At 65.6% G+C, this 23,165-nt stretch carries 24 protein-coding genes; 11 read left to right on the top strand and 13 right to left on the bottom strand.

Annotation, left to right across the window (positions count from 1 at the left end):
• Nucleotides 1-46: 46 nt before the first annotated feature.
• Nucleotides 47-1,000 (top strand): prolyl aminopeptidase, encoded by a 954-nt coding sequence (pip, locus tag E3C22_RS03095; RefSeq protein WP_134760089.1) that lies wholly within the window; start codon nucleotides 47-49, stop codon nucleotides 998-1,000.
• A gap of 30 nt (nucleotides 1,001-1,030) precedes the next feature.
• Here the strand turns inward: pip and E3C22_RS03100 are convergent, their stop codons facing one another.
• Complete coding sequence (locus E3C22_RS03100; protein WP_134760091.1) at nucleotides 1,031-1,462, bottom strand: hypothetical protein; 432 nt, start codon at nucleotides 1,460-1,462, stop codon at nucleotides 1,031-1,033.
• A 244-nt stretch (nucleotides 1,463-1,706) separates the two neighbouring features.
• Between E3C22_RS03100 and rarD the strand changes: the two genes are divergently transcribed.
• A complete protein-coding gene (gene rarD, locus E3C22_RS03105; RefSeq protein ID WP_134760093.1) occupies nucleotides 1,707-2,633 on the top strand; it encodes an EamA family transporter RarD in 927 nt (308 codons plus the stop codon).
• A 9-nt stretch (nucleotides 2,634-2,642) separates the two neighbouring features.
• On the opposite strand, the gene E3C22_RS03110 is transcribed toward rarD, so the two are convergent.
• Nucleotides 2,643-4,193 carry a bifunctional GNAT family N-acetyltransferase/carbon-nitrogen hydrolase family protein gene (locus tag E3C22_RS03110; RefSeq protein WP_134760095.1) on the bottom strand — a complete coding sequence of 517 codons (1,551 nt, stop codon included), beginning with the start codon at nucleotides 4,191-4,193 and terminating at the stop codon, nucleotides 2,643-2,645.
• A 278-nt stretch (nucleotides 4,194-4,471) separates the two neighbouring features.
• Between E3C22_RS03110 and E3C22_RS03115 the strand changes: the two genes are divergently transcribed.
• The gene (locus tag E3C22_RS03115) at nucleotides 4,472-5,104 is read left to right on the top strand and encodes a YceI family protein (RefSeq protein ID WP_134760097.1); all 633 of its coding nucleotides are present in this window, start codon (nucleotides 4,472-4,474) and stop codon (nucleotides 5,102-5,104) included.
• 17 nt (nucleotides 5,105-5,121) lie between these two features.
• On the opposite strand, the gene E3C22_RS03120 is transcribed toward E3C22_RS03115, so the two are convergent.
• From E3C22_RS03120 to E3C22_RS03135, 4 genes are all read right to left on the bottom strand, one after another.
• Nucleotides 5,122-5,730 carry an LOG family protein gene (locus tag E3C22_RS03120; protein WP_134760099.1) on the bottom strand — a complete coding sequence of 203 codons (609 nt, stop codon included), beginning with the start codon at nucleotides 5,728-5,730 and terminating at the stop codon, nucleotides 5,122-5,124.
• Between the two features lie 126 nt (nucleotides 5,731-5,856).
• Nucleotides 5,857-6,246 carry a hypothetical protein gene (locus tag E3C22_RS03125; RefSeq protein WP_134760101.1) on the bottom strand — a complete coding sequence of 130 codons (390 nt, stop codon included), beginning with the start codon at nucleotides 6,244-6,246 and terminating at the stop codon, nucleotides 5,857-5,859.
• An 11-nt stretch (nucleotides 6,247-6,257) separates the two neighbouring features.
• Nucleotides 6,258-7,727 carry an MBOAT family O-acyltransferase gene (locus E3C22_RS03130; RefSeq protein WP_134760103.1) on the bottom strand — a complete coding sequence of 490 codons (1,470 nt, stop codon included), beginning with the start codon at nucleotides 7,725-7,727 and terminating at the stop codon, nucleotides 6,258-6,260.
• A 248-nt stretch (nucleotides 7,728-7,975) separates the two neighbouring features.
• The gene (locus E3C22_RS03135; RefSeq protein ID WP_134760105.1) at nucleotides 7,976-9,589 is read right to left on the bottom strand and encodes a GDSL-type esterase/lipase family protein; all 1,614 of its coding nucleotides are present in this window, start codon (nucleotides 9,587-9,589) and stop codon (nucleotides 7,976-7,978) included.
• Between the two features lie 278 nt (nucleotides 9,590-9,867).
• Here E3C22_RS03135 and E3C22_RS03140 point away from each other — a divergent pair, with 278 nt between their 5' ends.
• From E3C22_RS03140 to E3C22_RS03155, 4 genes are all read left to right on the top strand, one after another.
• The gene (locus E3C22_RS03140; RefSeq protein WP_167591606.1) at nucleotides 9,868-10,632 is read left to right on the top strand and encodes an SGNH/GDSL hydrolase family protein; all 765 of its coding nucleotides are present in this window, start codon (nucleotides 9,868-9,870) and stop codon (nucleotides 10,630-10,632) included.
• 257 nt (nucleotides 10,633-10,889) lie between these two features.
• Complete coding sequence (locus E3C22_RS03145) at nucleotides 10,890-11,651, top strand: hydroxypyruvate isomerase family protein (protein ID WP_134760109.1); 762 nt, start codon at nucleotides 10,890-10,892, stop codon at nucleotides 11,649-11,651.
• A gap of 60 nt (nucleotides 11,652-11,711) precedes the next feature.
• A complete protein-coding gene (locus E3C22_RS24950) occupies nucleotides 11,712-11,972 on the top strand; it encodes a ribonuclease E inhibitor RraB (protein ID WP_134760111.1) in 261 nt (86 codons plus the stop codon).
• Nucleotides 11,973-12,208: 236 nt separating this feature from the next.
• The gene (locus E3C22_RS03155; RefSeq protein ID WP_134760113.1) at nucleotides 12,209-13,573 is read left to right on the top strand and encodes a nucleotide sugar dehydrogenase; all 1,365 of its coding nucleotides are present in this window, start codon (nucleotides 12,209-12,211) and stop codon (nucleotides 13,571-13,573) included.
• Between the two features lie 110 nt (nucleotides 13,574-13,683).
• Here the strand turns inward: E3C22_RS03155 and E3C22_RS03160 are convergent, their stop codons facing one another.
• Nucleotides 13,684-14,247: a polysaccharide biosynthesis/export family protein gene (locus E3C22_RS03160; RefSeq protein ID WP_134760115.1), complete on the bottom strand. Its 564-nt coding sequence runs from the start codon at nucleotides 14,245-14,247 to the stop codon at nucleotides 13,684-13,686.
• A 281-nt stretch (nucleotides 14,248-14,528) separates the two neighbouring features.
• Between E3C22_RS03160 and E3C22_RS03165 the strand changes: the two genes are divergently transcribed.
• On the top strand, nucleotides 14,529-15,251 hold the full coding sequence (locus tag E3C22_RS03165; RefSeq protein ID WP_134760117.1) for a P-loop NTPase family protein: 723 nt from the start codon (nucleotides 14,529-14,531) through the stop codon (nucleotides 15,249-15,251).
• 27 nt (nucleotides 15,252-15,278) lie between these two features.
• On the opposite strand, the gene E3C22_RS03170 is transcribed toward E3C22_RS03165, so the two are convergent.
• Nucleotides 15,279-15,488: a DUF2842 domain-containing protein gene (locus E3C22_RS03170; RefSeq protein ID WP_134760119.1), complete on the bottom strand. Its 210-nt coding sequence runs from the start codon at nucleotides 15,486-15,488 to the stop codon at nucleotides 15,279-15,281.
• A 98-nt stretch (nucleotides 15,489-15,586) separates the two neighbouring features.
• Here E3C22_RS03170 and E3C22_RS03175 point away from each other — a divergent pair, with 98 nt between their 5' ends.
• Nucleotides 15,587-16,687, top strand: a complete 1,101-nt coding sequence (locus E3C22_RS03175) for a COX15/CtaA family protein (RefSeq protein ID WP_134760121.1) — start codon at nucleotides 15,587-15,589, stop codon at nucleotides 16,685-16,687.
• A 183-nt stretch (nucleotides 16,688-16,870) separates the two neighbouring features.
• Nucleotides 16,871-17,632 (top strand): dienelactone hydrolase family protein, encoded by a 762-nt coding sequence (locus E3C22_RS03180; protein WP_134760123.1) that lies wholly within the window; start codon nucleotides 16,871-16,873, stop codon nucleotides 17,630-17,632.
• A 97-nt stretch (nucleotides 17,633-17,729) separates the two neighbouring features.
• Here E3C22_RS03180 and E3C22_RS03185 read toward each other — a convergent pair whose 3' ends face one another.
• Together E3C22_RS03185 and E3C22_RS03190 are read right to left on the bottom strand one after the other, a co-directional pair.
• Nucleotides 17,730-18,995 carry a hypothetical protein gene (locus E3C22_RS03185; protein WP_134760125.1) on the bottom strand — a complete coding sequence of 422 codons (1,266 nt, stop codon included), beginning with the start codon at nucleotides 18,993-18,995 and terminating at the stop codon, nucleotides 17,730-17,732.
• A 78-nt stretch (nucleotides 18,996-19,073) separates the two neighbouring features.
• On the bottom strand, nucleotides 19,074-19,322 hold the full coding sequence (locus tag E3C22_RS03190) for a hypothetical protein (protein ID WP_167591608.1): 249 nt from the start codon (nucleotides 19,320-19,322) through the stop codon (nucleotides 19,074-19,076).
• A 6-nt stretch (nucleotides 19,323-19,328) separates the two neighbouring features.
• On the opposite strand from E3C22_RS03190, the gene E3C22_RS24365 reads away from it, so the two are divergent.
• Nucleotides 19,329-19,511, top strand: coding sequence for a hypothetical protein (locus E3C22_RS24365; RefSeq protein ID WP_167591609.1), 183 nt, complete (start codon nucleotides 19,329-19,331; stop codon nucleotides 19,509-19,511).
• 67 nt (nucleotides 19,512-19,578) lie between these two features.
• On the opposite strand, the gene argC is transcribed toward E3C22_RS24365, so the two are convergent.
• The 3 genes from argC to speB form a co-directional block, all read right to left on the bottom strand.
• Nucleotides 19,579-20,634 (bottom strand): N-acetyl-gamma-glutamyl-phosphate reductase, encoded by a 1,056-nt coding sequence (argC, locus tag E3C22_RS03195; protein WP_134760129.1) that lies wholly within the window; start codon nucleotides 20,632-20,634, stop codon nucleotides 19,579-19,581.
• Between the two features lie 257 nt (nucleotides 20,635-20,891).
• On the bottom strand, nucleotides 20,892-22,031 hold the full coding sequence (locus E3C22_RS03200) for a DegT/DnrJ/EryC1/StrS family aminotransferase (protein WP_134760131.1): 1,140 nt from the start codon (nucleotides 22,029-22,031) through the stop codon (nucleotides 20,892-20,894).
• A 133-nt stretch (nucleotides 22,032-22,164) separates the two neighbouring features.
• On the bottom strand, nucleotides 22,165-23,142 hold the full coding sequence (gene speB, locus E3C22_RS03205; RefSeq protein WP_134760133.1) for an agmatinase: 978 nt from the start codon (nucleotides 23,140-23,142) through the stop codon (nucleotides 22,165-22,167).
• Nucleotides 23,143-23,165: the final 23 nt, after the last annotated feature.

A 23,165-nucleotide genomic window follows, 5' to 3' on the forward strand; every position in this document is an offset into this window, starting at 1 on the left:
AGCGCGCCTATGGAGCCAAAAAGCGGACCCCTACGGCAGAGGCACCATGACCGAGGAATTGCGCGGGCTCTATCCGGAAATCGAGCCCTTCGACAGCGGCCATCTCGATGTCGGTGACGGCCACCGCATCTACTGGGAACGCTGCGGCACGAAGGGCGCGACGTCTGCGGTGTTTCTGCATGGCGGGCCAGGCGGCGGCTTTTCACCCAGCCACCGGCGGCTCTTCGATCCCGCCCGCTACGACGTGATCCTCTTCGACCAGCGCGGCTGCGGCCGTTCGACCCCCAATGCCAGCCTCGAGGCCAACACCACCTGGCACCTCGTCGCCGACATCGAGCGGCTGCGCGAAATGGCCGGTTTCGAGACATGGGTGGTGTTCGGCGGCTCCTGGGGATCGACGCTGGCTCTCGCCTATGCCGAGAGCCATCCCGACCGCACCTCGGCGCTGATCGTTCGCGGCATCTACACGCTGACCCGCGGCGAACTCGACTGGTACTATCAGTTCGGCGTCTCGGAGATGTTTCCCGACAAATGGGAGCGCTTCGTGGAGCCGATCCCCGAGGCCGAGCGCGGCGACATGATCGCCGCCTATCGCGAGCGTCTTACCGGCGACGACAAGGCCGAGCAGCTTCGCGCCGCCAAGGCCTGGAGCCTCTGGGAGGGCGAGACGATCACGCTGCTTCCGGATGCCGGCCTGTCTCAGGATTTTGGCGAGGACGACTTCGCCATCGCATTTGCACGCATCGAGAACCACTATTTCACCCATTCGGGCTGGCTCGAAGAGGACCAGCTGATCCGCGATGCCGGCAAGCTCGCCGGCATTCCCGGCGTCATCGTCCATGGGCGATACGACATGCCTTGCCCGGCGCGCACCGCCTGGCGGCTGGCGAAAGCCTGGCCCGACGCCGAGCTTCACCTCATCGAGGGTGCCGGCCACGCCTACAGCGAGCCGGGCATCCTTGACAGGCTGATCCGGGCAACCGACCGCTTCGCCGGGTGAGGCGAGGGGGGCGGGACGGTCTTTGCCGGCTCAGTAGTCGCCCTGAAACTCGTCGAAGACGAGCCGGGCATTGCCGCTCCGCTCCGAATAGCCGGTGACCCGGCAGCTGCCCTTCTGGCGGATCGGGGCGGCGCCGGCGAGATAGATCCGGCCGCCGCCGCTGGCTGGTCCCGAGACGTTGTAGGCGGCGGGCTGGCAGCCCTGACGGAAGACATAGGCGACGCCGGCAAGGCCGCGGCCCTCGAAGCGGCCGCGGAAAAGGACCGTGCCGCGATGGACGCCGTGCTTGCGCAGGCTCGGCTTGGGGTTCTGGTATCGGATCGTGACGCTGCCGCCGTTGTCGTCGAGCCGCATCAGCGAGCCGTTGTGATCGTAAAGGTCGAAGGCTGAGGCAGGGGCTGCCCCGGCGAGGGCGGCGATGGCCGTGACTGCGAGGAACGAGACGAGGCGCTTGACTGGCATCCTGTGGATTTCCTTCATGCTGCATCTGCCCCAGAACTTCCCTTAGGTGAAGATGCGCTCGGGCGAAATGCGCCTCGCGAAGATGTGCAATCGGGTTGAGGCTGCACCGGAGCCACCTTCGCCGGACCTGCAGCGGAGACATCCCATCAATCCCGGTGATGGTTGCGATTACCGAAAACGGGCTGAAGCGGCGGCGCGCCTCTGATAAGGCTCCGCCCGAATCCTTCTGCGAGAAGTGCCAGTCATGCAATCACAGCCAGGCGAGAGCCGGCAGGGCTTCGTCTATGCCCTTGGAGCCTACGGGATCTGGGGCTTCATCCTGCCGATCTTCATGAAGCTGCTCGCCCATGTCTCGCCGGTGGAGGTCGTCGCCCACCGGGTCATCTGGGCGTTGCCATTCGCGATCCTGATCCTCGCCTGGCAGGGCGCCTTCAGGCCGGCGCTGAGGCATCTGCGCGAGCCGCGCACCATGGCGCTCGCAACACTGACAGCCTCGCTGATCTCGCTGAACTGGGGAACCTACGTCTTTGCCATCGGCACCGGCCACACGGTCGACGCGGCGCTCGGCTACTACATCAACCCGCTTTTGAACGTCGTTCTGGCGGCGATCTTTCTCGGCGAGCGGCCGACCAGGCTGCAAGGAATCGCGATCGCGCTGGCGACCATCGGCGTCGCCATCCTGACCGTGAAGGCCGGCGGCCTGCCGTGGATCTCGCTGGTGCTGGCGATGACCTTCGGCAGCTACGGGCTGCTTCGCAAGATGGTGCCGGTCGGCGCGACGGAGGGCTTCTTCCTGGAAGTGGTGATCCTCATCGTGCCGTCGATCCTGATCGTCGCGATCTTCGTGCCGCAGACGCATTTTCTGAAGGACGGCTTCGAGACCGGGCTGCTGCTCGCCGCGGGACCGCTGACGGCGGTGCCGCTGATCCTCTACGCCGCGGGGGCGCGGCTGCTGCACTACACGACCATCGGCATCCTGCAATATATCGTGCCGACGCTGTTGTTCTTCACCGCGGTGTTTCTGTTCGACGAGCCGTTCAGCGGCTGGCAGCTCTTCGCCTTCGCCTTCATCTGGTCGGCGCTGGCGATCTATACGTGGTCGCTGTTTCACGCGCGGCGTCACCATCAGCCACCCCAAACGCGTGCCCCGGTCGTGCGGGCTGATGCCTGAAGGCGCAGATCACCCGCCGTCCGACCAGCGGGTGCGGTAAAGGTCAAGCCGCCGGTCGCGGAAATTGCGCACCGAGCCCTCGTAGCGGGCCCAGGAGAGGGTCGAGAGGTTGAGGTCGGCGACGGCCACCATCTCGACGTTTTCCGAGGTTTCCGCCGCGATGCCGTCGCGGGCAAAGGGAAAGTCGCAAGGGGTGAAGATGCCGGACTGGGCATATTCAATGTCGAGATTGTCGACATTGGCGAGATTGCCCGTCATGCCGCTCGTCACGACGTAGCACTGGTTCTCGACCGCCCGGGCCTGGCAGCAATATTTCACCCGCAGATAGCCGTGGCGAGTGTCGGTGTTGAACGGCACGAAGAGGATGCGTGCGCCCTGGTCGCAGAGCCGGCGGGCGATCTCAGGGAATTCGGAATCGTAGCAGATCATGATTCCGACCGGGCCGCAGTCGGTCTCGATCACGTCGATCGGATCACCGCCTTGGATATGCCAGTACTGGCGCTCGTTCGGCGTCGGGTGGATCTTCTCGCGGGCATGCACCGAGCCGTCGCGCAGGAAGGCGTAGCCGACATTCTGGATCTCGCCGTCGTCGGTGCGCGTCGCGTGGCTGCCGCCGATGATGTTGATGTTGCGGCGGATCGCCATCGCCGTCATCTTCTCGGTAAAATCCGGCGTGTGCTCGGTCAGCCGCGCGATCGCCGCCTCGGGCTTCAGCTCCTCGGGCTCGCAGGAGAGCAGCATCAAAGTGAAGAGCTCGGGAAACACCACGAAGTCGCCCTCGTATTCCGCCGCCACCTCGACGAAATATTCGACCGCATCGTAGAAATCCTGCGGCTCGGCGATCTTGCGCGCTTCCATCTGCACGGTGACGATGCGAACGACGTCGGGGTTCGAGCGGTTGACCGGCTGGTCCATGTGAGCCGGGTCGTAATAGGGATTGCGCCAGACCATCAGGACGCCGTTGCCGCCAGAGGCGGTATCGAGGGGATAGTAGTTCTTCAGGAGGAATTCCGGCTCGAAGCCCGCCTTCAGGTGGAAGGAGGCGACGGGGTCGGTGAGTTCGGCCTTGCGCACCGCCTCGAGATAGGCTTCCGGCGTCTTGTACTTTCTGGCGTTGCGCTTGAAGCCGGGCAGCCGGCCGCCGAAGGCGATGCCCTTCAGGTCCATGTCCTGGCAGAGCCGGCGGCGGGCGTCGTAGAGCCGCTTGCCGATCCTCAGGCGCCGCCGGTCGGGATCGACGCAGACCTCGATGCCGTAAAGCCAGTCGCCCTTGCGGTCGTGCATCGCCGCATAGCCGCCGCCGGTGACCTCGGCCCAGCTGTGCTGCTTCATCACCTTGGCCTCGGGCAGGATCATCGTCGCGGCATAGCCGACGATCTCGTCCTCGTAGACGACGACGAACTGGCCCTCCGGAAAGGCCGAGAGCTGGCCCATGATCATGCCGCGGGTGTAGGGCGCCTCGTCCTTGAAGACCTTGGCCGAGAGGGCGATGATGTCGGAAACGTCCTTCGTCGTCGCGGTGCGGACTTCGATCTTCGGGGTCGAGCGTTTCTCGGCCATGGGCGGGCGGTGCCTCTTTTCTCAAGTGGGTGGTGCAAACGAAGGCGGGACGAAAGCCAGCCGGCTCCGTCCCGCGACCCTGAGATAGGCCGCGTCAGCCGGGCCGCAAGCCGCGGACCTCGGGAGGCCGACGGGAAGATGACGAAATCCGGACGGCCCGTGAACTGACCGTCACGGCGAGGCGGCAGGCGGATGGCTATCTTTCGGCCGGCCATTGCGTAGCTTCCCGTGCCGTGAGACGGCGCATCCCCGCCGTCCGGACACCACAAGGATCCTTCATGCGGTCACTCGTTCCCGCCCTCGTCCTCGGCCTCACGGCAGCCACCCTCAGCGCACCGATCGCGACGCCGGCCAGCGCGCAGACCATCGACATCGACGCCGGAACCTACGTCAACGATCCGCTGCACACCAACGTCATGTGGAAGGTCAACCATTTCGGCACCTCGACCTATATCGGCCGCTTCGCCGCGATCTCCGCGACGCTCGACCTCGACCCGCAGGACGTGGCGAAGTCGAAGCTGACGGCAAGCGTCGATCCGGCCTCGGTCGACACGCACTATCCGGCCGACGACAAGAGCTTCGACGACGAGATCGAGAGCGACCTGTTCCTCGATGCCGCGAAGTTTCCGGAGGCGAAATTCGTCTCGAAGAGCATCGAAGTGACCGGCGACAAGACGGGCAGGGTCACCGGCGAGCTGACGCTGCACGGCGAGACCCACGAGGAGGTGATGGACGTGACCTTCAACAAGGTCCTGAAGCCGAACCCGGTCTCCAAGCTGCCGACGATCGGCTTTTCCGCGACGCTGACCTTCGACCGGACGAAATACGGCATCGACGCCTATGCCGGCCCGGTCGGCAAGGACGTGACCCTAGAGATCGAGACGGAGTTCGTGCCGAAGAAGGCCAATTAAGAACGATTTCGCCCGGCCTAGAGCCGGGCGATGATCTCGTCGCGGCCGGCATCGTCGTCATTGTCGGCGGCATGCCGGATCAGCGCCGGCACGATCTCCTCGACGCTGTCGATGACCAGCGGCTTCAGCTTGTCGGCCGAATGCAGAAAGCCTTCCCCGGCCATGTGCTCGAACAGCCGGGCGAGAGGATCCCAGAAGCCGTCGACATTGGCGATGACCACCGGTTTCTCGTGCCGGCCGAGCTGGCTCCAGGTCATGATCTCGACCAGCTCCTCCAGCGTGCCGATGCCGCCCGGCAGCGCCACGAAGGCGTCGGAGCGCTGGAACATGATGTGCTTGCGCTCGTGCATGTCGGCGGTGACGACCAGCTCGTCCAGGCGCTGCAACTCACGCTCCGTCGCTTCCATGTCGATCAGGAACTGCGGAATGATGCCGGTGACCTTGCCGCCGGCGCCAAGCACCGCGTCTGAGACGGCGCCCATGACGCCGCGGGTGCCACCGCCATAGACGAGCTCCATGCCCGCCTCGCCAAGGCTTTTGCCGAGGCTCCTGGCAGCAGCGATGTAGGAGGGGCTGCGCCCCGGCGAGGAACCGCAATAGACGCAGACGGATCGAATCGTGTTCATGAAGCCAAGGTCCGACGGGAGGGCGGAGAAATCAAGCGGCCGGCGCGACCGTAAGCCGTGCGAAGCATTCAGGACGCAAGTTCCGGGCCGGGATGTGCGGCAGGAGACGCAGCGCTTGCCATGATCTCAGCCGGCATCTTCACCGGCGGACTCCTCGTTCGTTCCGGGCCTGTCGCCGTCGTCCTCGCCGGGATCGGTCGGGGCAAACATCTCGCCGCTGGCAAAGGCGCCGACGGTCTCGACGATCGCCTCGCCGAGCTCTGCGGTTCCCAGAGCCCGCATCCAGCCATCCCAGGTCTCGGCGACGGACACCACCGCCTCGCTGCTTTCGCCGGGCGGCAGGTCGTAGGTGACGCTGACGAGATCGCCGGAGCGAAAGAGCGCCAGCCCGGCGAAGGCGGTCAGGAAGATGACGAGACCGGCGCGGACATTCGCCGCCGTGTCGTGCGGTCGTCGCGCGCGATGCCTGCCGGGGCCTGCATTTCGGGTAGCGGAGCGGGGCGGAGCGGCGGCCATCGGCAATCCGGTCAGAACTGGAAATAGATGAACGGCGCCGTGCCCGGCGGCGCGATCAGCTGGATGATCACCAGACCGGCGGCGAAGGCAAGCGCGATGGCGGCGGTCGGCCAGCGGCGGATCGCCCGGCCGAGCCTCAGATCGAGGTCGTGCGGGGTGAAGTGGAAAGCCAGCGGCAGGAAGACGAGGACGAGGTGGAAGGGCGTCCAGGCTTCGAAACTGCCGGTCATGGCCGCAAGGCCGGAGAGAAAGGCGAGCGCCGTCTCGAAATTCTCCGAGCGGAAGAAGATCCAGGCGAGCGTCACGAAATGGAAGGTGGCGAGCACCGCGAGGACGCTGACGAGGCCGTGGCCGTGCCAGGGGCGTGGGCCCCAGGCGATCCGCTTGAAGGCAGCGTCGGGCGAGCCGCCGGGGCGCCGGGTGAGACGCTCTCGCACCGCCCGTTCGACGCCGAGGGCGGCGCCGTGCATCGCGCCCCAGATGACGAAATTATAGGCCGCCCCATGCCACAGGCCGCCGAGGAACATCGTCAGGAAGAGGTTGCGATAGGTGGCGAGATGGCTGCCGCGGCTGCCGCCGAGCGGTTTGTAGAGATAGTCGCGCAGCCACTGGGACAGCGAGATGTGCCAGCGCCGCCAGAACTCCTGCAGCGACGCGGCGCGGTAGGGCTGGCGGAAATTCTCGCGGAAATGATAGCCGAGCAGCGCCGCGGTTCCGATGGCGATGTCGCTGTAGCCGGAGAAATCGCAATAGATCTGCACCGCATAGCCATAGGCGGCGAGGATCAGCGTCGGCGTGTCGTAGGTGTCCGGCACCAGGAAGACGTCGTCGACGAGGTGGGTGGCGAGCCAGTTGGCGACGACCATCTTCTTCACGAGGCCGACGACGACCAGCACCAGCCCGTAGGAGAGCATGAAGCGGGTCAGTCGCGGCCGCACCCGAAGCTGCGGCAGGAAATCGCTGGCCCGCACGATCGGGCCGGCGACGAGCTGCGGGAAGAAAGACACATAGAGCAGAAGGTCGAGCGGCGAGCGCTGGGCCTCGATCTCGTCGCGATAGACGTCGACGACGTAGGAGATCGCCTGGAAGGTGAAGAAGGAGATGCCGACCGGCAGGATCACCACCATCAGCGGCAGGTCCCGCTCGATGCCCAGCTGGCGGAACATGTCGCCGAGGGAATCGAGAAAGAAGCCGAAATATTTGAAGAAGCCGAGGATGACGAGGAGAAGGCCGACGGCGATGCCGACGATCCAGCGCCGCGGCGTGTCAGACGACGTGCGGGCGAGGGCGATGCCGGCGAACCAGGCGATGAGCGAGGCGCCGAGGAGCAGGAAGCAGAAGCGCCAGTCCCAATAGCCGTAGAAGAAGTAGCTGGCAAAGAGCAGCAGCGCCTTGCGTGCAATCGGCTTCGAACGCAATGCCCAGGCGAGCGCGAAGACCGCCAGGAAGAACACCGCGAAATCGAGCGTCGGGAACAGCAAACGAGGGGCCCTGGGAATTGCGAGACAAGTCGGTGCGGTCGAGACTGTCTAGCGCATTACGCGACGGAAGTCCGTTGCGGGCCGCAAACTCGGATGGATAATCGACAGGTTTCGTTAACGATGCCGCGACCGGCCGCCGCCATTCGGATCGCGGCGGAGACCAGCGAGGCTGGACCTGATGGCGCAGCAGGTCGCCCCGACCGAAGCCGGCGATCGTCAGCCTATGGCCGAGGCGTATCCCGGGAGCCTCAGTTCTCCAGCGAGGCGACCGGCGTATCGCCCGTCGAATCCGGCAGGAGCAGCCCGCCGACGAAGCTTTCGGCGCTGCGGTCGTAGCCTTTGGAAGTGAGATGCACACGGTCCTTGGCGGCGAGGCCGCGCTGCGCCCAGCGGTCGATCTTGCAGCGGCCGCCCATCGCCTCGGACCAGTTCCAGAAGCCGGCATTCTCGTCCTTGGCGAGCTTTTCGATCGTCTCGCGGACGCCCGAAAGCTTGACCGGCGAATACCAGCCGCCGGAGCAGGCCGGGCCGCGGCGCGAGCGCTTGGTCAGGCCGTCGGCCGCGCCGGCGAAGGCAAGGTCGGCCTCGGGCGCCGCCGCCTTCAGCACCGAGACGAAATGCTCCGCGGTCCGGCGATAGGCGTCGAGATCGAGATTGTCGTCATAGCCCTCGTTGGTACCGTAGCCATAGACGATGAGATCCGGCTTGATCGCCCTGACGTCGTTGGTGACGAGATCCTCGTCCCAGCGCTTGGTGACGTCGACGGTGGCCCCGACGATGCCGAAATTGACGTAGCGAACGCCCGGGCGCTCGCGGCCGGTGCCCCAGTTGAGGATCGTCGTGGTGCCGTCGCCGGTCGGCGAGACGGTGACGCTGTCGGCTTTCGCCTCAAGGCGGACGGTCTTCGACCCGGCCTTGCCGGCGCGGGCCGAAAAGCTCTGGCTCTTGCCGCCTGCACTGATGGTGACGCCGCCGGCATCCGGGCCGGTGACCATCGTCACCTCGACATAGTCGAACCCGCCGGTGTCGGACGACAGCGTCAGCCTGGCCGATTTCGCCCGCGACGACAGCCGAACGCCGGAAACGCCGTAGGGTCCGGACTTGACCTTGAGGCTGGAAGCCGCCTGCCAGGGGCCGGAACGGTTCATCGAGACCTGCGCGGCGGCCGCATATGGAAACACCTTCGGCGGGATGGTGGCGCCGCGGCCAGCATCGCCATAGGCGTCCTGCAGGCGCGAGCGGATGCCGCGGGTAAAGGAGTCGGCGGCGATATGGGAATCGCCGATATGGAGCACCGTGACCGGCTCGCTGCGCGTGCCGTTCTTGAGCGCAGCGAGCTTGGCATGGAAGCGGGCGAGGGGGCCGTCGCCGATGGCAGTGTCGCCCTTGCGCGGCAGCAGCTCGGGCGGCGTCAGGCCGCGGGAGAGGCCGTCGGAGCCATAGGCGGTGGCAAGCAGCAGCGACTGGCCGGGCGCTTCAGGCGCGCCGGCCATGGCTTTGGCAGGAAATCCAGAGGAGATGCGCGACTTCACCTCGTTGCTGGCGGTGAGGAGCGGCGCCGGCGGCGCGACGGCTGCCATCACCTTGGCGGTCTGCGCGGCGACCTTCGCTTCGCGCCAGACGCGGGAGGTCTTGCCGGAAGCGACCCGGCCTTCCGGCGCGGGCGCCGGCTTGGCCGCGGCCGCATCGCGCGGGCTGCTGGTCATCAGTTCGGCAGAGCGGAAGGTCTCGTCCATGGATTTGTCGGTACAGCCGCCAAGAAGCGCCACTGCGGCGATCACGGTTGCAATCTGCCGCCCGGGCCGGCGGACAGACGTCCGCATGCCGCCCATGACGAGCGCCGCACTATTCCGTTCGGTCACGATTGCCCCCAATCCGTAGCTACCCGCACTCCACGCCACCAAAACAGGTCGCTTCGACCGTCGATCGTTTTGGGTAATTTTCCGTTAACGCCGCCCCTTACGGCGTTGCGGATTTCATCAATGCTAAAAATGCAACGAGTAAGGCAAAATTTCGACGCTGCCGACAGATCGCTTCATCTTGTGGCGGCCGAACTGTATAGTCGCCTGCCATTGGGGCATCGATGGTCATTGTGGAGATCCTCTCGATGAAACTTGCGGGCAGCAGAAGCAGGCGGGCCGTGTCGTTCGGGGCCGCCTGGGCCCTGGCGTTTGCCGGCATGGTGGCGACGTTGCAACCGGCAGGCGCGGTGGATGTCGCCGCCAATACTCCCGCCGGAGCCGAGGCCGGGGAGGCCGCCGCCGACCCGGCTGAAGCGCCGAAGCCCCGCGACTACCGGATCGCCGTTCTCGGCGATTCCCTCGGCGAGGGCGTCTATGCGGGCCTGGCGCAGCTGGTGCGCGACGAGCCCAACATCGCCGTGAAGAAATATGCCCGGGTCAACACCGGCATCGCGCGAAGCGACCGCTACAACTGGCCGGAGGCGGCCGACGAACTCGCCGACCGGCCGATGGACGCGGCGCTCCTGGTGTTCGGCGCCAACGATCTCCAGACCATCCGCGAGAGCGGCAAGGCCTATTATTACAAGCAGGAAGCCTGGGAGAAGCACTATCGCAACCGGGTCGCCCATATCGTCAAGGCGTTTAGCGACCGCGGCATCAAGGTCTACTGGCTGAGCCTGCCGATCACCCGGAAGAACCGCTTCCAGAAGGACTACGCCTATCTCAACCAGATCTTCAAGGAAGAGGCCGAGGCGAACGGCGCGACCTTCATCGACGCCTGGAGCTTCTTCGCCGACGAGGACGGCAACTATTCCGCGACCTTCACCAAGGACGGGACGAGCAAGATCATCCGGGCGAGCGACGGCGTGCATTTCACCCCGCTCGGCTATCAGGTCTATGCCGGCCTCGCCCTCGACAAGCTGCGTGCGGACCTGAATTTCTGACCGCGAGGAACCGGGGATGCCGCTCCTGTTCGATCAAAAAGTGTCTCGTATAAACAACGTTTTGTCTGCGATTCTTCATCTGATAGAAGGCTGATAGCAGTGCCGCCGGCCGGCCGATCGGCATCTGATCGGAGGTCCGGCGCCGGCCGCGCGGCGGCGACGACGTCGCGGCAGTTGTCGCCGGCGGCGGTCCAGGCGGTTTCGCGGCCATGGCCGAGGCGCTATCTCGGGCCAAACCTCGCCTGGGAGCGATCTGGATGCTGCGACTTTCCGCCAATCTCGGATTTCTCTGGACCGATCGCCCGCTGCCGGATGCCATCCGCGCCGCGGCGCGGGCTGGCTTCGACGCGGTCGAATGCCATTGGCCCTACGAGACCGACGCCGCAGAGTTACGCCACGCGCTCACCGAGACGAACCTGCCGATGATCAGCCTCAACACCTCGCGCGGCAGCCGCCCGGATGATTTCGGTCTGGCGGCCCTGCCGGACCGGATGGACGAGGCGCGCGCCGCGATCGACGAGGCCTTCGCCTATGGCTCCGCAATCGGCGCGGCGTTCGTCCACGTCCTTGCGGGGCGGGCCGAGGGGCCGGAGGCGGCGGAGGCCTTCGAGGCAAATCTCGGCCATGCCTGCGACCTCGCAGCAGAGAAGGCGATGACGGTGCTGATCGAGCCCTTGAACCCGCGCGATGCGCCGGGCTATTTCCTCGGTGATTTCGCAACCGCCGTCGCCATCGTCCGGAAAATCGGGCGGCCGCAGCTGAAAATCCTCTTCGACTGCTATCACCTGCAGATCACCGGTGGCGACCTGATCTGCCGATTCGCCGACAACCGCGAGCTGATCGGCCATGTCCAGTTCGCCGGCGTTCCCGGCCGAGACGAGCCCGACCGCGGCGAGGTCGCGTATGAGCGCCTGCTGCCGAACCTTGCCGGGCTCGGCTATGCGGGCTGCTTCGGGGCGGAATATCGGCCAGACGGCGCCACCGAGGCAAGCCTCAGCTGGATGAAGATGTTCCGATAGAGTTCTGAAAAGACAAGATATTCATTCCGGAACCGTGATCGCGTAAAGGGCTGCGTGCCGATGTCGTTGTTCGAAGAGAATGCCGCGATCCTGCGGAACATGGCAGTCGCCGGCGACGAGCTTGGCCCGCCTCGTTCGGTCGACTTCTCCCACGTCTTTTCAGATCAAGCCTCGGCCGAAGCCTTCGCCCGCGACGCAGAACGGGAAGGCTTCGCCGCAACAGTCGAACAGGTCGGCCGCGACGCAGACCCTTGGGAGGTGAAAGTCTCCAAGGACATGGTTCCGACCTGCAGAAACATCACAGGCACCGAGAGACGCTAAGAAACTCTCGCCCAAGCGCATCATGGCCGAGGAGATGGCTGGGGCTTCTTCCGCGGCTGACCGTATGCGGGACTTGCGTACACGGCCTTGTGTGTCTCTGGCCGAGAGGAAAAGCCCCCGTCGCGGCGGGCCTCGCCTCGCCGACCGCATGACGCCCGCTGTGTCGGAAGACACTTGCCCGCAGGGCGAAAATCGCGCGACAGAGGCGCCGAGACGAGCGACATGCGAGGCATTCCATGCAGAGTGAAGACCAGTCCCCGCTTGCCGAAATGGCCGAGGGCTTCATCGCGAGCGTCGCGGATCGGACGGCAACCGTCGGGATCATCGGCCTTGGCTATGTCGGCCTGCCGCTGCTCCTTGCCTTCCACGCCTCCGGCTTCCGCTGCTTCGGTTTCGACATCGATCCGGAGAAGATCGACAAGCTGGAAGCCGGGCGCTCCTATATCCACCACATTGCCCCGGAGCGCATCGCCGGCCTCATCGGGTCGGGCCGTTCGGTGCTGACGACCGACTATTCGCGCCTCTCGGAGGTCGACGCGATCATCATCTGCGTGCCGACGCCGCTTACCACCTATCGCGATCCCGACATGAGCTTCGTCACCGCGACGGCCGAGGCGATCGCCCCGCATCTGAAGGCCGGCCAGCTGGTGACGCTGGAATCCACCACCTATCCGATGACCTCGGAGGACCTCCTGGCAGCGATCCTCGAGCGCGGTTCGGGGCTGAAGGCGGGGAGCGACTTCGCCATCGCCTATTCGCCGGAGCGCGAGGATCCCGGCAATCCGGATTTCGACACGACCTCGATCCCGAAGGTGGTCGGCGCCGATTCGAGGGCCGCCGCCGACATGGCCGAGGCGCTTTATGCGACGGTGGCGAGAAAGGTCGTGCGGGTGCCGTCGATGCGCACGGCGGAGGCGGTGAAGCTAACCGAGAACGTCTTTCGCGCCGTCAACATCGCCCTCGTCAACGAGCTGAAGGTGATCTTCGACGAGATGGGCATCGACGTCTTCGAGGTGATCGATGCGGCGAAGACGAAACCCTTCGGCTTCATGCCCTTCTATCCGGGGCCGGGGATCGGCGGCCACTGCATCCCGGTCGATCCGTTCTATCTGACCTGGAAGGCCCGCGAATACGGCATCCACACCCGCTTCATCGAGCTTGCCGGCGAGATCAATTCGGCCATGCCGCAAAGGGTGGTCGGGCGTCTCGTCGAGGCGCTGTCGGACCGGCTCGGCAAGCCGATCCGCGGTGCGCGGGTGCTGCTCGTCGGGCTCGCCTACAAGAAGAATGTCGACGACGTGCGCGAAAGCCCGTCGCTGGTGCTAATGGAGATGCTCGAGGAGCGGGGCGCCGTGGTCGATTATTACGACCCGTTCGTGCCGGTGATGCGCCGCACCCGCAAGCATGGCGAGTTCGAGGGCCGCCGGTCGGTGGAATGGAGCGAGGCGGGGCTCGCCGGCTACGACGCGGCGCTGATCGCCACCGACCACGACGGCGTCGACGTCGAGACGCTGGTTCGGGCCGTGCCGCTGGTGGTCGACAGCCGCGGCGCGACGCGGGGCCTTTCCGCCGAGCTGCAGGCGCGGGTGGTCAGGGCGTAGCCGATGCGGGGCATGCGGGGCGGCGCCGGCAGGCGAATCGACGTCCGAGAACAACGACGACGGGGCTGCTGCTGGAGATTGGTGTCCTCTGTGGGGCGGCGCCGTGCGCCCTAGAACCACCGCTCGCGCACATAGACCGTGTCGCCGGGCATCAGCGGATCGGTCGGCACGACGCGGCCGGTCATCACCTGGCCGCCGCTCTCGCGGGTGACGTCGACGCTCGCCTGTTCGGCCCGGGGGGTGTAGCCGCCGGCAGCGGCGATGGCGTTCTGCACCGTCATGCCGGGAACATAGGTGTACTGGCCGCCATTGGTGACCTCGCCCATGATGAAGAACGGCCGGTACTGCTCGACCTCGACGGTCACGTCCGGCTTGTTGAGATAGCCGTCGGCGAGGCGCTGGGTGATCTCCTGGCGCAGCTGCTCGGTGTTGCGGCCGCGCGCCGGCACGTCGCCGACCAGCGGCAGCGCCACGAAACCGGCCTTGTCGACAGCATAGCTGCTGGTCAGGCCCTCTTCGCCGAAGACGATGACCTTCAGCCTGTCGCCGCTGTCGAGCCTGTAGGGCTGTTCGAGGCTCTGATGCATCGCATCGGGCGCCGGCGCATAGGACGCACAGGCCGACAGCTGGGTCAGGGCCGAGAGGGCGAAAAGTGCCAGCCGCAGATGTTTCATGAAGCGCTTGCCCGTTGGCGGACCACAACCTCGCGTCCGCTGGCCAGCATTATTAGTTTGTTAGGGTTAACTGCCGGTAAACTGAAGCTTTCCAGATCACCCCGCCAAGCAACTTAACCGGACCGTTACGTCTGGCGTGCAGTCTCGACACCGACCTGAAGCGCCTGTCTGGAGTTCGCGCTCGGGATCGTCGGGGCGGGCCGGCGGGCCAAGCGTCCCGCCATGACGGCGCGCCGGGCGGTGCCGTCCCGTCGCTCCGCACGGCCTGCCGGAGTAACGTGATGATCACGGACCAGTCGACCGCATCGAAGACCGCAAGAGACGGCGAGGCCTTCTCCGATCCGAGCCGGGCCCAGTCCGAAAGCGGCGGAAGCGGGCCGCGCGAGATGGCCGATGCAGCCGCCGATTCGGGCGGCGATTCGGGCGGCGAACAGATCGCCACCGCCGGCGAGCTTGCCTCGGCGGTGCAGGGCACCGACATCTTCCGCCTCGTCGTCCTCTCCACCCATCGCGAATATGGCAGCCTCGGCGGTCTCGACCTCGCGCGCCGGCTCTCGGCGGCCGGTCGGGCGACGGTGCTGATCGACCTGACACCGGACGGCACCGTTGCCGCCCGCATGAGCCTGCCGCCGGATGCCAGCGGCTATGCCGATCTGTTGTCGGGCGGGGCAGGGCTCGCCGACATCATCTATCGCGACCAGTATACCGCGACGCATTTCGTGCCGTCCGGCGGCTTCGAGATGGAAAAGGCCGACGCGGCGACCTTCGCCCATCTCGGCCATGTCCTCGACGCCTTCGCCGAAGCCTATGACTACACCGTCATCGAGGCCGATGCGCTGGACATTCCCGAGCTCCCGGCGCTGCTCGACGAGAACACCGCGGTGGTGATCGCCGGCCTGCCGCATGTCGACGACCGGATGATCGACGTTGCCGACGACCTGAGGATGATCGGCATCGCCGACATCGTCTTCATGCCGATGCTGCGGCGGCAGGGCGAACGCTGAGAAGGGCGGCCTCTCGGCGCCGACGCGTCAGCGCTTCGGCTTCGCCTCCATCCAGCGGATCAGCAGCATCGCCGGCACGACCCAGAGGACGCCCGTCGCCAGGAAATAGGCCAGATGCACCCAGCCGCTCGACTGGGCGAGGTGCAGCGAGGCATAGGCGGTGGCGAAGACGGCATAGACCACCACCAGGAGGATCATCGCGATGGTGCCGATGAACTTCTTCAGCCTGACCGGCATCGCCCTCTCCCTCTCGTGACTGCCAAGGCCGGCAAGTGCCGGTGCAGCGCCGCGCCCGACGCTTGATCGCCGCCCGCTTTGGGTGCAAAGCGGCTCCCATGAGCACCATTGCCTACCGTCTCGAGACGAGCCCTGCAACCAAGGCCGAGCGCGACCGCAGGGCCGTGCGGGTCTGGCTCTACGCCGTCGCGCTCGTCCTCTTCGCCCTCGTCCTCGTCGGCGGAGCGACGCGGCTCACCGAATCCGGCTTGTCGATCACGGAATGGAAGCCGATCCACGGGGTGATCCCGCCGCTTTCCGCCGCCGAATGGCAGGAGGAGTTCGACCTCTACAAGCGCATTCCGCAATATGAGCAGATGAACCGCGGGATGGACCTCGGCGGCTTCAAGACGATCTACTGGTGGGAATGGAGCCACCGGCTGCTCGCCCGTGGCGTCGGCTTCGTCTTTGCCCTGCCGCTCGCCTTCTTCTGGCTGACCGGGCGGCTCGAGCTGTTCCTCAAGCCGCGGCTCGTCGGGCTGCTGTGCCTCGGCGGCCTGCAGGGGGCGGTCGGCTGGTGGATGGTCGCCTCGGGCCTCTCCGAGCGCACCGAGGTCAGCCAGTACCGCCTGGCGACGCATCTGACCATTGCCTGCATCATCTATGCCGCGACGCTCTGGGTGGCGCGCGGCCTGAAGCCCCGGGCGGACTTCGCGGCGGCGCCGCGAAACGCGCAGCGGCTGGCGGTCGCGATCGTCGTCCTCGCGCTCTTGCAGATCTATCTCGGCGGCCTCGTCGCGGGGCTGAGAGCCGGGCTGATCTACAACACCTGGCCGCTGATGGACGGGGCGCTGGTGCCTTCCGGGCTGTTTTCGATGGAGCCGCTCTGGCGGAACGTCTTCGAAAACGTCCTGACGGTGCAGTTTGTCCATCGCTGCGGCGCCTATCTGCTGCTCGCGGCGACGCTGGTCCATGCCGGGCTGCTGTGGCGGGCGGCACCAGCGACGCGTCACGCCCGAGGCGCCGTGATCCTCTGCCTCATCGTCATCGCCCAGGCGGCGATCGGCATCACCACGCTTTTGATGGTCGTGCCGCTCGATCTGGCGCTGATGCACCAGGCCGGCGGCCTGATCGTGCTGGCGGCGACGGTGATCCATGCAAGGAGCCTTGCCGGCAGCTATCCGGCGCCGCGCGGTCAAGTCGTGGGCGTCGCCGTCTGAGCAGACCGAATCGGCCTCGGTCTTCGGTCTTGCGTTTCCCTCGGACGGGCCGACGGGCTTCGATCACGGCGTTCTGCACGAAACTTTGAACCGTTCCCCGCCTGCAGCGGCCCGGCTGTCGCTGTTCCGACGCCTTGCGGCCCTTACCCTATGCGCGACGACAATCCGTGCGGAGGGACTGCCATGACCATCATCGCCAGACTGGGACTTGCCACATCGCTCGCGGCCCTCGCAGCTGCTCCGGCAATGGCCGGCGAGAGCGTCACCTATCAGGCCGCAGGCGCCGATTACGAAGGCTATTACGCGCCGGCAAAGGGCGACGCGAAGGGTCTCGTCCTCGTCATCCACGACTGGGACGGGCTCACCGACTACGAGAAGAAGCGCGCCGACATGCTGGCCGAACTCGGCTACGACGCCTTCGCGCTCGATCTCTTCGGCAAGGGCAACCGGCCCGAGACGGTCGATGCCCGCAAGGAAGAGACTGGCAAGCTCTACAAGGACCGCGAGGCGATGCTGACCCGCGTTGCGGCGGGGCTCGAGGAGGCGCGCAAGGAAAGCGGCAAGGAGGAGGCGGTGGTGATGGGCTACTGCTTCGGCGGCGCCGGGGTGCTGGAACTTGCCCGCTCCGGCAAGGCGGAAGGCGTCGCCGGCTATGCGACCTTCCACGGCACGCTCGCGACGCCCGAGGGCCAGAGCTATCCGGACGGCACGCCGCCGATCCTGATCGCCCAGGGTGGCGCCGATACGTCGGTGCCGGTCGACGAGGCCTATTCGCTGGCCAAGACGCTGGAGGACAAGGGCATTACTTACGAGCTCGAGGTCTATTCCGGCGCACCACACGCCTTCACCGTTTTCGATTCGGACCGCTACCGCGACGTCGCGGACGAAGAGTCCTGGAACGCGCTGCAGAGCTTCTTGGGGCGGTATCTCGGCAAGCAGAGCTGAGGGGAGGTCCCCCAAACGTCCAGCCTCGGTGGGATTGACCTTCCGCGCTCCGCACAAACTGCTATTGAATTGTCAATCGGAGAGCTTGAGCCAAAGGTCAGTTCGCAAGGACGACCGTAGAGGCCCTAGGTAGCTCGTCCGCCTTCAAGGCAAGAGCAAACAACTGCTGGAGAAGTGCGAGGACATCGTTCGAACGTCCAGCGGCGGCGCCATCAGGGATAGCAAAACGTCGGCCGCGATACGACACGGAAATCGGACCTGATCCGTTCGGGACGACCTTGAAAAATGGCACGTAAACAAAGCTGCCGTCCCAATGGCCATCTATGCCCAACTTGCGCGTGGGTTCGGGCAAGAGCGGGAGGTAGTGCTCGTCGCCGTTAACACCCAGTTCAACCCGCACGATCTCGCCTAGAGCGTACAATATCTGCTGCACCGACCGAAATCTGATTTCAGCTTTCGTCAATTTGAGATTGGCCGGATCCGGCACAACCTCCCTGCAGTGCTGCTTACCGCGACCGCCCGTCGATGGCCTGTTATTGGGGACGATTTCGTAGTTCGATTCCGGCTTTGTGCCCACAATCTTGTAGTCCGAATCTTTCTTCTGCAATTGGATGCCTCGACGCCCGGACGGGACGGAAAACTTGGCTTTATCGGCCTCGATCAGCCCGAGGATCGCATTGGCGTTCGTGACTGGAATCTCGGGGCCGAAATCCTTGAGTTCTTGCTTCGTCATAGAGATTTCCGGCTCGCTCCCGAGGAACAGCCGCATCGCACTCGAGAAATATTCGTACTCGGCGCGACGCGGCGCGTAGTTCACGATAAAGCAACGGGTACCGACGTTCGTTTCCAGGTCAACGCGTGCAACTAAGGTGAATAAGAGAACAGATTTCGGCCAACCGGTTTCCCAAAAATATCGAAATATCTCAGGATCTGTTGGGGTTAGTATGCCCTGATAAAATTCTTTGGTATCGAGCTGCTCCACGGTGAAGCTGGGTGACGATTTGAATGAAGTATTCAGTCGTGGAGTGATCGAATATTCGTTGAGCCCAACCAACCTCGTGAAGTCGAAACTGCTCTCGGTCGTCAGTCCACCGTCGGCCGATACATTCCCCTGGATCTGCCCAAGACGGGTGAAGTACATTGGCATGCGATAGGCGGAACGTAAAACATTGAGAAGAGTCAGGGAGTTGGTTGATTGCTCGATGGCCTGGTTGTAGGCAATCGTATTGTCGGAAACCGCTGGTGCTAGAGCGCAACTTCCTAACAGTAACGGTGCCAATGCAAGCAGCAGGCTGCACAAGCGTATCGACCGCGAAGAGCGAGTGGTTCCATGGCATACTTTGCTATCGACCCAAAGGCGCATTGCCATATCCTCTCTACCTGAGCTTTCAGACAACACGCCTCAGAATTCGTGCACAAGTAGTTTTACGATGCCTTTACGTCAAAAGAGCCATGTGGTGCTTTTTTGCATCGGTGGCGATGCGGTGAGACCACAGCATAGGTTGCCCCCACCGACGATGAGGCTCTCCCACAGCGTCAACAGGGCGACGGCGATGAACAGAGCTCCTGCCGCCCGGCCGATCAGGCCAGTCAGCCATGGCCGGGCCGTCAGGAACCCGAGGCTCTGGCCCGCCGCCGCAGCGAGCGAGCCATAGACGGCAAGCTTCATCGACACCGTCACGACGCCCATCGCCAGGTGACGAGGCCCTGCCGGAAGGCGCGCCAGTCCGAGCGAGGACGCGCGAGTGGAGCTGTACGCTGCGAGCGCATCGTCGATGGCGAAGCGACCGACGCGTTCTTTCGCGGCGAGGGCGAGCGCCTGCGCCAGCTCTGGATCGCCGGCTGGGAGGTGAACCAGCCGGCAGCCGACAGGGCGTGACCGGAGCCGGCGCCGGCTGAGGTGCCTTCAACGCGCCTCGGCTCGGCGCGTCGAGGGCTCGGCGCGCTCAGGGAAACAGCGGCAGCTGCTCGATGCCGGTGGTCTCGTCGAGGCCGAAGGCGAGGTTGAAGTTCTGCACCGCCTGACCGGCCGAGCCCTTCACCAGATTGTCCAGCGTCGAGATGACGATCGCCCGGCCGGGAATGCGGTCCGGCACGACGTTGACGACGACGTAGTTCGAACCGCGGACCATCTGGGTCTGCGGCAGGACGCCCTCTTCGGCGACGGTGACGAAGGGCTCGTCGGCATAGGCCTCGATCAGTGCCTGGCGGAGATCGGACGGCTTGGCGCCGCCCGAAAGCCGTACGTAGCTGGTGCAGAGCTCGCCCCGGCTCATCGGGATGAGATGCGGGGTGAAGTTGACGCGCAGATCGGCGATGCCGGCGGCGAGCCCGACCTCCTGCTCGATCTCCGCCATGTGCCGGTGCTTGCCGACGGAGTAGGGCGACAGGCCTTCGCCGGCCTCGCAGAACAGGGTGTTCTCCTTCAGGCCGCGGCCGGCGCCGGAGACGCCGGATTTCGCGTCGATGACGATGTCCTCGGCATCGATCAGCCGGGCCTTCGCCAGCGGGATCAGCGAAATCAGGACGGCCGTCGGATAGCAGCCGGGGCAGGCGATCAGCCGCGCATCCCGGATCTGGTCGCGATAGACCTCAGTGAGACCGTAGACCGCTTCGGGCTGGATGTCCGTCGCGGTGTGCTCGACACCGTACCAGTCCTGATAGATCGCCGGGTCGCGCAGGCGGAAATCCGCCGACATGTCGACGATCTTCACATGCGGATGGGTGGCGAAGATCTCGCGTGTGATCCTGTGGGTGGTGCCGTGGGGCAGGCCGCAGAAGACGGCATCGACGGACCCCCAGTCGGCTTCCTCGACGGTGACGAGGTCCGGCAGGTCGATATGGGCGAAATGCTTGAAGACGGCGCGCATCGGCTTGCCGGCATGGCTGTTAGCGGTCAAGACCGCGATCTCCATGTTCGGATGGCGCGCGGCAAGGCGCACGAGGTCCGCGCCGGTGTAGCCGCTGGCGCCGAGAACGCCGATCCTGAGTTTTTCGGCCATGGCCGTCTCCTTGCCTCGGTTTCGAGGGGCGGGGTATCACCCGGACCGCGCCCCACCGTCGCCGGGGGTTTAAAGCATTTGGGCCCGGCGTCCAGAGCCGGAGCGGCAGATGGAGGGCGAGGGGCGTTTTCGCAAGATCGGCGGATGGCGATATCGGCCGTGACAGCCGACGCGCCATCGTTCCCCGTGTCGATGCCAATGCTCGAGGTCGACCGGACGGGAAGCGAGCAGGGCGCGCGGCCGTGGTCTCTCCAGCGCTACCCCGCCAGTGCGCCGGCCAGGAACTCGACGATGTAGTCCTGCGTGTCTTCGCCGAGATAGGCGTGCATCGGCAGGCTGATGACGTCGCGGGAAAGTGCATCGGAGGCCGCAAGTTCGCCGCCGGCGACCGGGAAATGCTCGTAGGCGGTCTGGCGATGCAGCGGGCGCGGATAGTAGATCGCCGTCGGCACGCCTGCCTCGCGCAGCCGCGTCTGCACGGTGGCGCGGTCGGCGCCCTCGGGCAGGCGGACGGTGTACTGTGCCCAGGTCGAGACGGCGTCGCGCAACAGCTTCTGCGGCGTCGCGATGTTCGAGAGCTTCTGGCTGTAGCGCGCCGCGATCCGCCCGCGCGCAGCGATCTCGTCCTCGAAGATCGCCAGCTTTTCCAGAAGGATCGCCGCCTGCAGCGTGTCCATCCGGCCGTTCATGCCGATGCGGATGTTGTCGTATTTGTCGTCGAGGTTCTGGCCGTGGACGCGCAGCGAGGTCATCACCGCGGCGAGGTCCTCGTCGTCGGTCTGGACGGCGCCGCCGTCGCCGTAGCAGCCGAGGGGCTTTGCCGGAAAGAAGCTGGTCGAGACGACATGCGACCAGTGGCTCGATTTCTTGCCGTCGATGGTGCCGCCATAGCCCTGCGCCGCGTCGGAAATCAGCTTCAGCCCGTGAGCGTCGGCGATTGTTCGGATCGCCGCATAGTCCGCCGGCTGGCCGAAGAGGTCGACGGCGATGATCGCCTTCGGCGTCAGGCCGGGCGCCGCCTCGGCCTCGGCGATCGCCGTCTTCAGGCTGTCGAGATCCATGTTGAAGGTCTCGATGTCGACATCGACGAAGTATGGCGTCGCGCCGAGCCAGGCGACGACCTCGGCGGTCGCGGCGAAGGTGAAGCTCGGGCAGAAAACCGCGTCACCGGGCTTGATGCCCCAGGCCATCAGCGGCAGCGCCAAGGCGTCCGTGCCGGAGGCGCAGGACAGCGTGTGGGCCATGCCGCCGAAGCTGGAGAGCGCCGCCTCGAGTTCGCGGATTTCCGGCCCCATGATGAAGGCGCCATGATCGAGCACGGCGGCCATCCGCCGGTCGACCTTGTCGCGGATCCGGTCACGCTGGCTGGCGAGATCGATGAAGGGAATGCTCTGCATGCTCCAGGCCTTTGGACAACGAGGTGAGAGACGCGAATCGCTTGGAATTGCTAGGCGAGGAGGTGAGCCAAATTATGCTGCGGCGCCACTCAAGTTTGGTGTCGCAAGCTTACGATGGTGATCGGCGTCCCTCTCAAGCCTGTTGCGGTCGCCCGGCCTTCTTCCCGGCGAGGATGCCGAGGACATACATGGCGACGGTCGAGCCGGCGATGGCGGTGATATCGGCATGGTCGTAGGGCGGCGACACCTCGACGACGTCGGCGCCGACGAGGTCGAGGTTCTTCACATGCCGCAGCACCGCCAGCATCCTGGCGCTCGATGGCCCGCCGGCGACGGGCGTACCGGTGCCCGGCGCGAAGGCGGCGTCGAGGCAGTCGATGTCGAAGCTGAGATAGACGTTGGTACCGCCGGTGCGCTCGTAGATCGTCGCGGCGATCTCGGCGCTTTTCATCTCCTCGACCGCCTCGCCGCCAAGGATCTCGATGCCGCAGGTCTCCGGTGCATGGGTGCGGATGCCGACCTGGATCGAGGTTGCCGGGTCGATCAGGCCGTCGGCAACGGCCTGGGCAACGAAGGAGCCGTGATCGACACGCGGGCGGCCCGAGGCGTCGTCCGCCACTGGCCAGGTGTCCTGATGGGCGTCGAACTGGAGAAGCGACAGCTTGCCGTGGCGCGCGACATGGGCCTGGAGCAGCGGATAGGTGATCGAATGATCGCCGCCGAGGGTCAGCAGAAACCCGGTTTTCGCAACAATGTCCGTGGCTTCCGAGAGGATCTTCGCGTGGGCTGTTTCCGGCAGGCGATAGTCGAGCAGGCAGTCGCCATAGTCGACGACGGAAAGCGCCTCGAAGAGATCGCGCTCGAAGGGATATTGCGGATCGTTGTCGAAGATCGCCGAGGCGCGGCGCAGCGCCTGCGGGCCGAAGCGGGTGCCCGGACGGTTCGACACCGCGCTGTCGAAGGGAACGCCCCAGACGGTGACGTCGGTGCCGGAAACGTCCTTCGTAAGCCGCCGGCGCATGAAGGAGAGGGCGCCGGCATAGGTCGGATCGCCCGCCGCCCCGAAATTGCCGCTCGCCGCAAAACCGTGATCGATGGATTTCTCTGCCATGTCGCGCCTCTCGCCCGTCGCCG

The sequence above is a fragment of the Jiella endophytica genome, assembly GCF_004519335.1.
GTDB lineage: Bacteria > Pseudomonadota > Alphaproteobacteria > Rhizobiales > Rhizobiaceae > Jiella > Jiella endophytica.

Excerpts from the sequence above, each read along its gene's own strand:
- pip (WP_134760089.1), top strand. The coding sequence starts at position 47 with ATGACCGAGGAATTGCGCGGGCTCTATCCGGAAATCGAGCCCTTCGAC.
- E3C22_RS03100 (WP_134760091.1), bottom strand. The coding sequence starts at position 1,462 with ATGCCAGTCAAGCGCCTCGTCTCGTTCCTCGCAGTCACGGCCATCGCC.
- rarD (WP_134760093.1), top strand. The coding sequence starts at position 1,707 with ATGCAATCACAGCCAGGCGAGAGCCGGCAGGGCTTCGTCTATGCCCTT.
- E3C22_RS03110 (WP_134760095.1), bottom strand. The coding sequence starts at position 4,193 with ATGGCCGAGAAACGCTCGACCCCGAAGATCGAAGTCCGCACCGCGACG.
- E3C22_RS03115 (WP_134760097.1), top strand. The coding sequence starts at position 4,472 with ATGCGGTCACTCGTTCCCGCCCTCGTCCTCGGCCTCACGGCAGCCACC.
- E3C22_RS03120 (WP_134760099.1), bottom strand. The coding sequence starts at position 5,730 with ATGAACACGATTCGATCCGTCTGCGTCTATTGCGGTTCCTCGCCGGGG.
- E3C22_RS03125 (WP_134760101.1), bottom strand. The coding sequence starts at position 6,246 with ATGGCCGCCGCTCCGCCCCGCTCCGCTACCCGAAATGCAGGCCCCGGC.
- E3C22_RS03145 (WP_134760109.1), top strand. The coding sequence starts at position 10,890 with ATGCTGCGACTTTCCGCCAATCTCGGATTTCTCTGGACCGATCGCCCG.
- E3C22_RS24950 (WP_134760111.1), top strand. The coding sequence starts at position 11,712 with ATGTCGTTGTTCGAAGAGAATGCCGCGATCCTGCGGAACATGGCAGTC.
- E3C22_RS03155 (WP_134760113.1), top strand. The coding sequence starts at position 12,209 with ATGCAGAGTGAAGACCAGTCCCCGCTTGCCGAAATGGCCGAGGGCTTC.
- E3C22_RS03160 (WP_134760115.1), bottom strand. The coding sequence starts at position 14,247 with ATGAAACATCTGCGGCTGGCACTTTTCGCCCTCTCGGCCCTGACCCAG.
- E3C22_RS03165 (WP_134760117.1), top strand. The coding sequence starts at position 14,529 with ATGATCACGGACCAGTCGACCGCATCGAAGACCGCAAGAGACGGCGAG.
- E3C22_RS03170 (WP_134760119.1), bottom strand. The coding sequence starts at position 15,488 with ATGCCGGTCAGGCTGAAGAAGTTCATCGGCACCATCGCGATGATCCTC.
- E3C22_RS03175 (WP_134760121.1), top strand. The coding sequence starts at position 15,587 with ATGAGCACCATTGCCTACCGTCTCGAGACGAGCCCTGCAACCAAGGCC.
- E3C22_RS03180 (WP_134760123.1), top strand. The coding sequence starts at position 16,871 with ATGACCATCATCGCCAGACTGGGACTTGCCACATCGCTCGCGGCCCTC.
- E3C22_RS03185 (WP_134760125.1), bottom strand. The coding sequence starts at position 18,995 with ATGCGCCTTTGGGTCGATAGCAAAGTATGCCATGGAACCACTCGCTCT.
- E3C22_RS03190 (WP_167591608.1), bottom strand. The coding sequence starts at position 19,322 with ATGGGCGTCGTGACGGTGTCGATGAAGCTTGCCGTCTATGGCTCGCTC.
- argC (WP_134760129.1), bottom strand. The coding sequence starts at position 20,634 with ATGGCCGAAAAACTCAGGATCGGCGTTCTCGGCGCCAGCGGCTACACC.
- E3C22_RS03200 (WP_134760131.1), bottom strand. The coding sequence starts at position 22,031 with ATGCAGAGCATTCCCTTCATCGATCTCGCCAGCCAGCGTGACCGGATC.
- speB (WP_134760133.1), bottom strand. The coding sequence starts at position 23,142 with ATGGCAGAGAAATCCATCGATCACGGTTTTGCGGCGAGCGGCAATTTC.